The organism is Suttonella sp. (genome assembly GCF_056855035.1).
This window is the reverse complement of record NZ_JBXGGR010000022.1, coordinates 1-12,080: the sequence shown is the minus strand read 5'-3', so window position 1 is coordinate 12,080 and position 12,080 is coordinate 1. Positions and strand designations below refer to the sequence as shown.

Annotated in this window: 10 protein-coding genes; 2 read left to right on the top strand and 8 right to left on the bottom strand. The window is 53.4% G+C overall.

Annotated features, from left to right (window positions below; translation table 11 throughout):
* The 7 genes from ACJHVI_RS02275 to ACJHVI_RS02245 form a co-directional block, all read right to left on the bottom strand.
* Positions 1-197: hypothetical protein (locus ACJHVI_RS02275; RefSeq protein WP_483182998.1), on the bottom strand; the 197-nt coding region annotated here is incomplete at its 3' end.
* A 312-nt stretch (positions 198-509) separates the two neighbouring features.
* The gene (locus ACJHVI_RS02270; protein ID WP_483182997.1) at positions 510-1,121 is read right to left on the bottom strand and encodes an ATP-grasp domain-containing protein; all 612 of its coding nucleotides are present in this window, start codon (positions 1,119-1,121) and stop codon (positions 510-512) included.
* Positions 1,122-1,142: 21 nt separating this feature from the next.
* Complete coding sequence (locus ACJHVI_RS02265; protein WP_483182996.1) at positions 1,143-1,469, bottom strand: hypothetical protein; 327 nt, start codon at positions 1,467-1,469, stop codon at positions 1,143-1,145.
* Complete coding sequence (locus tag ACJHVI_RS02260) at positions 1,469-3,925, bottom strand: mechanosensitive ion channel domain-containing protein (protein ID WP_483182994.1); 2,457 nt, start codon at positions 3,923-3,925, stop codon at positions 1,469-1,471. Before ACJHVI_RS02260 ends, ACJHVI_RS02265 begins: the two co-directional genes overlap by 1 nt.
* Before the next feature lie 86 nt (positions 3,926-4,011).
* Positions 4,012-5,574, bottom strand: a complete 1,563-nt coding sequence (locus ACJHVI_RS02255) for an efflux transporter outer membrane subunit (protein ID WP_483182993.1) — start codon at positions 5,572-5,574, stop codon at positions 4,012-4,014.
* The gene (locus ACJHVI_RS02250) at positions 5,571-8,726 is read right to left on the bottom strand and encodes an efflux RND transporter permease subunit (protein ID WP_483182992.1); all 3,156 of its coding nucleotides are present in this window, start codon (positions 8,724-8,726) and stop codon (positions 5,571-5,573) included. The genes ACJHVI_RS02255 and ACJHVI_RS02250 overlap by 4 nt, the downstream gene beginning before the upstream one ends.
* 13 nt (positions 8,727-8,739) lie before the next feature.
* Positions 8,740-10,047, bottom strand: coding sequence for an efflux RND transporter periplasmic adaptor subunit (locus ACJHVI_RS02245; protein WP_483182991.1), 1,308 nt, complete (start codon positions 10,045-10,047; stop codon positions 8,740-8,742).
* 145 nt (positions 10,048-10,192) lie between these two features.
* On the opposite strand from ACJHVI_RS02245, the gene ACJHVI_RS02240 reads away from it, so the two are divergent.
* Together ACJHVI_RS02240 and ACJHVI_RS02235 are read left to right on the top strand one after the other, a co-directional pair.
* Entirely contained in the window at positions 10,193-10,825 is a 633-nt protein-coding gene (locus tag ACJHVI_RS02240) for a TetR/AcrR family transcriptional regulator (RefSeq protein WP_483182990.1), read from the top strand.
* Positions 10,822-11,742 carry a hypothetical protein gene (locus tag ACJHVI_RS02235; RefSeq protein ID WP_483182989.1) on the top strand — a complete coding sequence of 307 codons (921 nt, stop codon included), beginning with the start codon at positions 10,822-10,824 and terminating at the stop codon, positions 11,740-11,742. Before ACJHVI_RS02240 ends, ACJHVI_RS02235 begins: the two co-directional genes overlap by 4 nt.
* Before the next feature lie 81 nt (positions 11,743-11,823).
* On the opposite strand, the gene ACJHVI_RS02230 is transcribed toward ACJHVI_RS02235, so the two are convergent.
* On the bottom strand, positions 11,824-12,080 hold a 257-nt coding region (locus tag ACJHVI_RS02230), incomplete at its 5' end, for a transposase (protein WP_483182988.1).

Sequence of the window (12,080 nt, the reverse complement as noted above, 5' to 3'; positions counted from 1 at the left end):
TTGTCTGCCATCTTTTTTGACCTGTTTTGAGCCACAGAAAAAGCATTTTTTGTGTTCAAAGCTTTTGACCTCGCTAAAAGCCTTACAGAATAAGGCTTTTCAAACTTTTTAGCACCTAAAATGTCCCTTTGCCCGCTTTTTGAGTAACAACAGATGTTGTCGCTCACAGATGATTGACAAGAATCTTTGTCAATCATTTTTCATCATTTTTGATTAACAAACTTGTTTGTCTATAGTCAAAGAATTGAAAAAGTATTACGGTGTCGGGTCGCCTGGCCGTAGGGTCTTGTTCCCTCTGCGGCTCGCCGCCTTGTACTACTTTTTCACTTCTCCGAACATAACCAATTGAAAAACAATTAATTTTTCTATTAATTGACTATACAAGCAGCACTAAGCGGAAGCCATTTTCTTCACCCTGAAATCTTAACGCTGCCGCTCACCGGGCGGACGCAGCAGGTTTGGATTTGCTCCTACCGCGCTTTGACTTCCGCTTTGCTCAACCAACCTAGTCAATAGGCAAAGGCGGTTTGCGTGATGTCCACGCCGCTATGATTGCCGTAGCTGATGCCGCCCGAGGGACGGGCATTGATTTCCAAAATATGCTGCCTGCCTTGCGCATCGCCTTTGCTTTGTACGCTGACAATACCGTCGCAGCCGATGGCGGCAATGACGGCTTCGACTAAAGGCAAGATGCTTTCGTCGGCGCCGATATGCTGCACGCTGCCTTCTTTGTAGCGGCTAATCGCCAACAGGCTTTCGCCGCGCTCGCACAGTACGTCAATCGAGTATTCGCGCTCTGGAAGATAGGGCATGAGCAGCATGGGGATGGGGCGGTTTTGCACCATGAGGCTATCTCGATAGGCTTGAATGAATTGCGGTAGATGAATTTTCTTCGCTTCCGTATGATAAAGATGGTTAAAGCTGTCCCAAGTCTCATCGCCGCTATCAAGCCGCCAAAAGCCTTGTGCGAAAATACCGGAAACGGGTTTTACGCATAGGGCTTGCTGTCCGTATTGCGCTAGTAGTTCTTGCAATTCTTCTATGTTATGGAATACCCAGCCGCCGGCGACCGGAATATTGCGCGCTTGGCAGAAGGCGGCAAAAGCGGCTTTATTGTTCATCAGATGTAGACTGTCTTCATTCTACGCGCCTGTGAATAGATGAATGCCGGCTTGGGCAAATGCCGCACGCTGTGCTTCATAGGATTTGCCGTTGCGTCCGCTGAGTAATACGCGCGTTTGATGCCGCCGGGCTTGTTGCAGAACAAAATCGATGCGCTCGGCTTCAGCTTCCGGTTCTTGGTAGGCAATATCCGCCATGTCGGTGATTTCAGGGCGATGATGACGGTGCGAGGCGATAATCTTCAGCGCTTGCGGCGCATGGCTGTTCAGGGCTTGCAGACTGGCAAGCATGTCGCGTTGGCTGGATTGCCCTTCGGCAAGCCAAATGCTGAGCGGATGTTGCCTCATTACATTTTCCCGTCCACATCCGGAATGCTGTCTTCTGCTTTTTGATGTTTGAGTACGGCGGGCGGTTCGGCGTTTTCAGGCGTTTCAATACGCGGTTGCCCGGCTTCGATTTCGGCTTCGCTTTTGCGCATTTGCGCCTGTTCGCGCACGATGCGCAGCGGCGGCGCGCTGCCGTCTTTCATTTCGCCCCAGTAAATGGTGCGGTGCGGATAAGGCATTTCAATGCCGGCTTTGTCGAAATAGAGTTTGACTAAACGATTATAGGCGCGCCCGATGACCCATTGTTCGCCCGGCAGGGTTTTGATGCGCACACGGATATTGACCGAGCTTTCCGCTAACTCACTCACCCCCAGAATATTAATCGGCTCCAAGATGCTGCGTTTATGTTCGCCTTTTGCCAGTTCATCAAAGGCGGCTTTAAGCACTTCGCAGGCATAATCGATGTCTTCATTGTAGGCAATGCCGTAATCATTGACATGGAAGGAATAGCCGCGCGTGTAATTCGACACGGTGGTCACGCTAGAAAAGGGAATGAGATGATAAACGCCCTGCGAATCGCGCAGGGACACGGAGCGGATGGAGATTTTTTCCGCCGTACCGGAAATATTATTGACCATGATGAAATCGCCGGCGTTCATGGCATTTTCGATTTGGATAAAGATGCCGGTAATCACGTCTTTAACCAAAGTCTGCGCGCCAAAGCCCACCGCCAGACCCAAGACCCCCGCACCGGCAATCAAAGGTCCGATATTGATGCCGATTTGCGATAAAACCATCATCAGGCTAATCGCAAAAAAGAACAAAGCCAAGGCATTGCGCAGCAGCGACAAGAGGGTTTGCTCACGAGCCGAAGGCGCGCCGCGTCCCGTATTCGGGCTGAGGCGGTGTTCGATAAAGGCGGAACAGACAATCCACAGCAGCAGCATGAATAATAAAATCAAGACCACACCCAGCCATTTGTCCACAAAAATCCGCCCCGCATCAGAAGCCAACCAAGCATCGAAGGCAATCAAATTCCATGCGCCCAATACGCTCAGCACAGCCACCGCAAAGACCACCGTCCGCGCAATCCGCAAAATCAGCGGCACAAAGGCATTTATCTGCCGCTCAATGCCCGGCAAACTGCGCTGAATATGCTGCGGCAAGCGAATGCCGCGCTTCATGTAAATCGTCATTAAATTGGCAATCAAGCCGCAGCCGCCGACAATCAGCAGGGTTTTCAGCGTGCCTTGCAGCACAAAGGGCAGAGATTTTTCCGCACGCAGCAGCGTCACCACCAAAAGCATCACAAAATATGCCACCGCTAGCCAATGCCAGAGATAAGCCAAGAGGCGGATGAAAAAGGCGGTAATCGAAAACTCCACCCGCTCGCTGCTTTTAATCAAGCCTGAGCGCACATTTTTACGCTGCGAAATCACCACCCAGATGCCGTATAAAAACGCGGCAATCGCGATAATGGTGGAAGAAAGCTGGGCGAGATTGTAGCTCAAATGCGCTTCAATCAAGGGAATGCCGACCAAATAGCCATAGCCTAGCAAATTCAGCAAGGTTGCAATCCAGTGATACCAAAAACGCACTGTTTGATTCTCCGCCGACAGCAAACGCAGTCCGGCAAAACGGTGCGTAAAAATTACACGGATGCCGATTTTCAGCAATTCGATAATCACAAAAGCATTCATAAACAAGGCCGCCTGCATCGACAAACGCCCCGTTTCGCCCACCGCATACAAAGCAATCGCATTGCCCGCCGCATAAGTGATTAAAAGCAGCAAACCGTCGCCCAAAATAACCGCGCCGATTGCGAGCAATTTGCGCACCAAGAGCTGCGACCATTCGCTGCGCAAAGCCCAGTCATTGAGTTTGCGCCGCAAGCCCCGCGTCAGATTGCGCAAACCATGGTAAATGCACAGCACCGAGACAATCACAATCCCCACATTGCGCAAAGCCGCGCTGAAAGCCGACCAATCCAAATTGCTCAAACGATAATCGCGTCCGCTGAAAATATCGCGGAAGCCTTCCCAGCTGCGCTTGACGCGGGCGCCCATTTGTCCGGCCAATTCGCCCGTGTAATCGGCAATGCGGCTGGGCAGACTCGCCGCCTTGCTCAAAGCCGCACGCGTGTTTTCGGTCACTTTAACCAAGGCTTCGGCTTCGGCAGTAGCCGCCTCGCTGCTTTGTTCGTCCGCGCTTTGTTCGGCATCTGCTGAGGGAGCCGGTTCCGCCTCATCGCCTTTCGGCTCATTTTCCGCCGTTTGCGCAACATCCTCTGTCTGTATCTCTTCTTTGGCAACCGCCCTTAATTGCTTGATTAATTCCTCGCGCTGCTGAGGATTTTCCAAGACATCCGCCAATACAGACAGGGCTTCTTTATTGTCAGCGGCAGCGGTTTGCGCCCAAGCAGGATTGAGCATGAATAAGGAGAGTGCACAAAGGCAAAAAGCGGTAATAAATCGCATAAGAATAAAAGGTTTTTGAAAAGATGAGCAGTATAACAAGCCCGCAGGCATAAAAAAACGCGCCGAAGCGCATTTTTGCCGAGAGATTAGAGTTTAATCCTGACCGCGCCTTGCGGCACGGGGGCTTCAGCGGCAGAAGGCTGCTGCGTCTGCACTGGCATTGCGCTTTGCTCTGTCGGCGCAAGCGATTGAACGGGGTCGATAATCGGCGTGGCGCTCTCGCCTTCGGCGACCGGCATTTGCACGCCGTATTCCTGCAAGCCGCCGCCCATGGCGGTGTATAAATTCACCATGTTTTGCAGCAGGCTGAGTTGCACCGCCAAGAGTCCCTGTTGGGCGGTGAAATTGGTGCGTTCGGCATCAATCAAGGTCAGTCCGTCGGTGACGCCGGCTTCAAAACGCATTCTTTCCAAGCGCAGCACCTCGTTTTGCGCTTTGACCGCACGTTGGGTGGCGGCAAATTGCTTGGCGTAGGTTTCGCGCGCCACCAAGGTATCGGCGACTTCTTGGAATGCCGTTTTCACGGCGGATTGATAGCTTTCCACCGCCATTTGCCGACTGATTTCGCTGATGCGCACATTGGCATTGAGTTGCCCGCGGTTAAAAATCGGCAGACTAATTGCCGACCCGATGCTCCACACGCTGTTCGGCCCTTGCAGCAGCTGATTGAGTTCCGCAGAGGCGTAGCCGGCACTGCCTGTAAGGCTGATGACGGGGAATAATGCCGCGCGCGCCGCGCCAATATTGGCATTGGCGGCTTTGAGGGCGAATTCGGCTTGGCGTACGTCGGGGCGTTGCTGCAAGACGGCGGACGGGATGCCTGCCGGCATTTGCACGGCGGCAAATTGCGCCGACAAATCATTGGCTGCCGGCAATTGCAGGCGTTCCAAAGGTTGGGCGACAAGCAGGCTTAAGGCATTGAGGGCTTGCTGATAGTTGCGCTGGTAGCCGTAGTAGTCGGCGCGCGCGCTTTCAATCGCGTTTTCATAGCTGTGCAGGGTAACGCCTGTAATCAAGCCGACGTCAAATTGCATTTTGGCGAGTTTGGCGGTTTCTTCGCGTGCCGCCAATACTTGCTCCGACAAGTCCATCAAGGCTTTGCTGATGCGCGCGCCGTAATAGGCTTGCGCCACGGCTTTGATGATGGACAATTGCGCCGCATCGCGGGCTTCCCGAGTTTGCAAATATTGCTGCAAGGCGGCTTCCGATAGGGCGCGGACGCGTCCGAAGAAATCCAGTTCAAAGCTGTTGATGCCGATGCCGGCGCGGAAGCTGTCGGCATAGACTTCTTGTCCTGTCGGCGATGCGCCCGAACCTGTGCGGCTGCGGTTGGCAGTGCCGCTGATGCCGACCACCGGCAGGCGGTTGGCTTCGGCGATGCCGTATTGTTCCGCCGCCAATTGCACGTTCAAGGCGGCTTTGCGCAAATCATGGTTTTGCGCCAAAGCGGTTTCGATTAAGGATTGCAATTGCGCGTCTTGAAAGAATTCGCGCCAGCCTAGGGCCTGCACGTTTTCTCCGCCATGTTCTTCAATCGACAGTTGCATCCAAGCCGAAGCCAGATCGACTTCGGGCTGTTCATAGGCGGGAATAAATGAGCAGGCGCTCAGAAAGACCGCCAGAGGCAGGGTTTTTAATAAGCTGTTCATGCTGTTTGTCCTTTGTTTACATCAAGCGCCGCTTTGGCATATTTGTCTTTCACATCATGACCACCGCCAAAGACTTTGCGCACCACCACATAATAAATCGGCACGAGGAAGACGGCGAGAACGGTGCCGATCAACATGCCCCATAATACGCTTGTACCGATGGCGCGTTGGCTGGCGGAGCTGGCGCCGCTGGCGAAATACAGCGGTACGACGCCGGCAATAAAGGCGAAAGAGGTCATGATAATCGGGCGGAAACGCAATGCTGCTGCCGACATCGCCGCGCGGACTTTGGTCATGCCCTGCAATTGCAGGTCTTTGGCGAACTCGATAATCAGAATCGCGTTTTTCGCCGACAGTCCCATCACGGTAATCATACCGATTTTGAAGTAAATGTCGTTTTCATAGCCGCGGAAATAGTTACCTACCGCCACGCCTAAAATCCCCAAGGGAATCACGAGCAATACCGCAAAAGGCACCGACCAGCTTTCATACAATGCCGCCAAGCAGAGGAAGACCGCCAGCGCCGAGAAGGCATAGATAAAGAGCTCGGAATTACCCGCGCGCACTTCTTCTAAAGACTGCCCCGTCCATTCTACCGCAAAGCCGGGCGGCAATTTCTGCGCCAAGGCTAGAACTTCCGCCATCGCCTCGCCCGTCGATTTGCCGGGAGCGGCACCGCCTTCAATCGCCATAGCGCTGAAGCCGTTATAGCGGGTCATTTGCTCGGCGGCAGTAATCCAATGCAAGCTGGCGACGCTGGACAGCGGCACGAGTTTGCCGGTGCTGCTCGGCACGGTAAGCGCCAAAATATCTTCCGGCTGCATCCGCGATTTGGCTTCCGCCATCACATAGACGCGCTGCATACGTCCCTGATTCGGGAAATCATTCACATAATTCGAGCCAAGCGCATTGCCCAAAGTGCTGGCAATGGCAGAGAGCGGCACGCCTTGTGCGAAAGCGGCGTCGCGGTCAATATCGATGCGCAATTGCGGCGCATCCGCCAAACCGCTGGGACGCACGTTCGCCAAGACTTCGCTTTGTGCCGCCATACCCAGCATTTGATTGCGCGCGGCAAGCAGAGCGGCATGTCCTTGGTTGTTGCGGTCCTGCAAATACATGCTGAAACCTGAAGACACGCCCATGCTCGGAATCGCCGGCGGCGTCAGAGCAAAAATAAAGGCTTCGTTGATTTGCTGGAACATGCCGTTGAATTTGCCAGACAAAGACATGGCATCTTCTCCTGCACCGGTACGCTCGCTCCAATCTTTCAGCGTCATAAAGCTCAGCGCCATATTCTGCCCCTGCCCCGAAAAGCTAAAGCCCAATACGGACACCATATTTTTTACCGCCGGATCGCTTCTGACCATGCCCTCGGCTTTTTCCAACATGGCGCGCGCGCGTTCCTGCGTCGCCCCCGAAGGCAATTGATAAGTTGCCAAGACGTTGCCTTGGTCTTCGGTCGGCAGGAAAGAAGTCTGAATCATACGGAAAAGGAACAAAGCCCCTGCGGTAATGCCCACAAAGACCAGCATCATGAAATAACTGACGCGAATCATCTTGCCCACACTGGCCTGATAGGCACGGGTAATCTTTTTGAACACGCGGTTAAACCAGCCGAAAAAGCCTTTTTTCTCATGATGATCTTCGCGCGCCGGTTTGAGCAGGGTAGCGCAAAGCGCAGGCGTCAAAGACAATGCCATGAAAGCCGAGAAGCCGATCGATGCCGCCATAACCAAAGAGAACTGGCGGTAAATCGCGCCCTGCGCACCGGTCAAAAACGCCATCGGAATAAAGACCGAGACCAATACCAAGGTAATGCCGATAACCGCGCCGGTGATTTGCGTCATGCCCTTATGCGCGGCTTGATAAGGCGTCAAGCCCTCTTCCACCATCAGACGCTCGACGTTTTCCACCACCACAATCGCATCGTCCACCACAATCCCGATAACCAGCACCATCGCAAACATCGTCAGCACGTTAATCGACAGCCCCAGCGGATACATCAATGCCACCGCGCCCAAAAGCGAAATCGGCACCACAATCGTCGGGATAATCGTATAGCGGATATTCCGCAAGAACAGATACATCACGACAAATACCAAGCCCACCGCCTCAAGCAGTGTGTAGAACACTTTTTTCAAAGACAGATTGATAAACAAAGAGGTGTCGTAAGGAATATCCCAAGCAATGCCTTCGGGGAAATACTGCGCCATCGTCTCCATTTTCTGACGGATTTCCTTGGCTGCCGCCACCGCATTACCGCTGGAAGTCAGCCGCACACCGATACCGACTGCCGGCTGACCGTTCAAACGCGCGGCAATGGAGTAGGACTGATTGCCGATTTCCACCGTCGCCACGTCTTTAATCCGCACCGCAGCGCCGCTGCCCTCGTATTTCACTACGATGTTTTCAAAAGCATCGACATCTTCCAATTGCCCGAAAACGTTAATCGCGGCGGTAAACTGCTGTCCTTCCACCGCCGGCAAAGCACCCAAACTGCCGGCGCTGATTTGCACGTTTTGCGAAGCAATCGCGGCGGACACATCGGCAAAAGACAAGCCGTAATTTTTCAGTTTTTGCGGATCAACCCATACGCGCATCGCCTGCTCGGAGCCGAAAACCTGCACGCTGCCCACACCCTCAGTACGCTGCAAATCGGGCTTGACCGTGCGCACCGCATAATCGGAAATTTCTTTAATGTCTTTATTGCTGCCTTCTTCGGCGAACAACATGGCAAAAAGCAAGAAAGAAGAACCGCTGGTTTCGACCGTAATCCCCGTATTGCGCACCGACTGCGGCAAACGCGCCTCGACCTGCGAGAGCTTGTTCTGCACATCGACCTGCGCCAAATCCTCATTCGTGCCGGATTTAAAGGTCAGGGCAATCGAGCCGGCGCCGCTGGAATAGGCCTGCGAAACCATATAATCTAAGCCTTCCACGCCGTTCATCTGCTCTTCGATGATGGAAATTACCGAATCCTGAATCGTCTGCGCACTTGCTCCCGTATAAACGAAAGAAATATTAATCGTAGGCGCGGAAACGCTGGGATACTGCTCAATCGGCAATTTAGTGGCGGAAAATAGTCCCGCCAACATGATAAAAATCGCTAACACCCAAGCAAAAATAGGGCGGTCAATAAAAAATCTAGCCATGATTAATCCTTGCTTACTCTTTGCCTTGCTCAGCGCTTAAATCGCGCGCCTTAGGCAAACTGCCACCGGAAGCCGCTTGCGCAGCAGGTTCGCCAGCTTCAGCCGCTTGGGTATTCTCTGTGGGTGCAGGCGCTGATTCTTGCTGCTTGTCGGCACTGCCCCATTCGCGGGTTTGCACGCTTTTCGCACCCATCATCAATTTCGCCTGACCTTCGACAATCACTTTCATGCCGCTTTCCAAGCCCTCGCTGACAATCCAACTGCTGCCCTGCTGTCCTGCAATCTTGATGGGCTGCGGACGGAAACTGCCGTCTTCATTGACAATTAGCACGGTATCGGTCGCACCGCGTGTCACTGCCTGCTGCGGCAGCAAATAGGCATTATTCATGCTCGACTGCGGCACGCTGACGCGCACATACAGTCCCGGCAGCAAATCGCCCTCGGGATTGGGCACTTCCGCACGAATACTGATTTCGCCCGTGTTTTGATCCACCGTCTGATTGACGAACAGCAAACGCCCTTTATGCGCATAAGTGCTGCCGTCTTCCAGCAAAATCTCGATTTCGTTCGTACCGCCGGCCTGTACCGCGCCGCTTTGCAGATTGCGGCGCAAATTCATCAGAGTACCGGCGGATTGCGTAATATTTACATACAAAGGATTTAACTGGCGTACTTCCGCCATTTGGCTTTGCGAAGCCACCACATAAGCGCCTTCTGTTACCGCCGAACGTCCGATAACGCCGCTAATCGGCGATTTGATTTCCGTATAGCTCAAATTGATTTGCGCACTCTCGATATTGGCCTGCGCGGCGGCAATACCGGCTTGTGCGGCGGCAATATTGCTTTCCTGCACCTGCAAATTGGCTTTCGCCTCGTCATAAGTCTGCCGCGATACCGCATTAGCTTTTACCAAAGGCGCATAGCGGTTGACCGTGGCGCGATACAGATCGCGGCTTGCCTGCGCCTGCCCCAAAGCCGCTTTCGCCTGACCCAAGCCCGCTTTCGCCGTATTCAAAGCCGCGTCAAAGGTGCCGCTGTCCAAGCGGTACAACACCTCGCCGGCGCGCACAAAAGCCCCCTCTTGGAACAAACGCTCCTGCACAATACCGCTGACGCGCGGCACAATGACCGCCTCGCGCGAGGCTTCCAAACGTGCGGGCAGATTCTCCGTCAGCACCACCGTTTGCGGCGCCACTGTCAACACATCCACCATCGGCGGAGGCGGTGCGCCCTGCGCCTGTGCTAGAGCCTGCGTTGAATTCAGCGCCAACATAATGCTTAAAGCCAATACCGCAATAGACGGCTTCTGCCCGTATCTCATAAACTTCCCCTAAGAAAACAATCAAGTAAAAAAGAAAATTCCGCAGCCGGCGGAGAAACGGCGACTATTATACATTCATTCTTGTATGTTAGTATGGTTTTTTTCTGATAACTCCCTATAATGCGCTAAAATTTTTAGGAACCCCATGCGCCGTACCAAAGCCGAAGCCGAGCAAACCCGCCAAGACATCTTACATGCCGCCCTGCAACTTTTTGACGAGCAGGGCTATGCCGCCACCACGCTTGTGCAAATCGCCAAGCAAGTCGGCTTAACAAGAGGAGCAATCTACTGGCATTTCAAAGACAAAAGCGACATTCTGCGCGCCTTAGGCGAATATTATCTGCAACCGCATATCCAAAAAATGGCGCAAGCCCTGCACCATGAAAACAGCTGGCAGGAAAGCTGCGAAACCCTCATCGTGCTTTTCAGCCATTTTCACGACCCGCAACGCCTGCGTTTGGTGCATCTCTGCCATACCCAACGCGGCATTGTCGCGGAAAACAGCGACATCCACCAAATGATGCAGCACTACGGCAACATTTGGGAAAAGCAACTGCGCGAACTCATCGAGCGCGCCTGCGCCAAAGCGGAAATCCCCGACAATACCAATCAAGCCCTAGCCCTTATTCAAATCGGCTGCACCCTTTCGGGGCTGATTGACCTATTCGTCAAACCCCTTGCCATCACACCGCAGGAAATCAGCCGCTACGCCCCGCATATCCTGCGCCAAACCTTTGCCAACATCGCCGCCGGACAATGCTGCGAGACGCGCCTATGAAAATCTTGCGCCGCTGCCTGCTCGTCCTCGTCTTCATCCTGTTCGGTATCTGGCTCGTCTCGCCGCCGCTTGCCGGCATCTTCATCGAAAAACGCATCGCCGCGGAATTGCCCGCATGGCAGCAGCAACTTGCCCGCCAAGGCATCGAGCTACAGCTGCACAGTTACCAACGCGGCTACTGGCAATCGCAAGCCCTGTGGCAGATTTCGCAGCACGGACAATCGCTAAGCCACATCCGCATGTACATTCGCCACGGCACACTCTCCAGCGCCGGCGCCAACCTCATCGATCTCGACTGGCAGCATGAAGCCCTGCCCGAAGACCTCATCCGCCAGCCTGTGCAGGGACACATCCGCATCAACCTGCAAGCGCAGCTGATTGCCGATATCCACAGCCAAGCAGGGCAGCAGTCCAGCAGCGCTGTATTGCGCCTGTCTGTGCTCCAGCCGCAAGAAGCGTATCTGCAAGCCGAAAACCTTATGATGCGCGGCGAACTGCCGCCGCTGCGCCTAAATGCGCATCTGCACAGCACAAACCGCCAAAGACCAAACAGCGCCCCTGCAAACCTGCCGCCTCCACTGCAAAAACTCATCGCGCAAGACTGGCAACTCGATGCCGACCTTATCCTTTACCCCACCCATCCCCAAGCGGAAATCCAAGCGCGCCTGATTCTGAAAGAACAATTTAACAATGCCTTGCAACTGATTGCCCTGCGCCAACGCGGCAGCCTGATAACCTTGCTGGAAGGCTCCAGCCTCAGCCTGCAACTGCCGCTTGAACATGCAAATCCGCAGGCAGTCCTCGACTTCCTTGCCCGCCCGCCCCTGCTCTTAAAGGGCGCGTTCGAGGAAAAAAATGCCGCTTGGCAGGCGGATTGGCAGGTGCAAAAAGGAAAACTCCATTCCAAAATCCTGTGAAAATATCCTCAGAAAAGTAGAAAAATATAGTCAATTCAGCTCAAATAAAGACACCGTTTTTGTATGTTATAGTCAAAGAAATCAAAAAGAGTTACAAATCCACAGGAAGTAAAAGAATAATTTATCGATGCAATCTAAGCGCCAATCCTTGCGTTTACGTTTAAGCCAAGCCCACATTTTCTCGATTGGGTTCAGATCCGGACTGTATGGCGGTAGCCATAAAATATGATGTCCCGCATCTGCGATAAGCTGTTGGGTATCCTGTCTTTTGTGAAAGCTGGCATTGTCCATAATAATGACGCTGTTTTCAGGCAATTGTGTTAACAGCAATTCTTCTA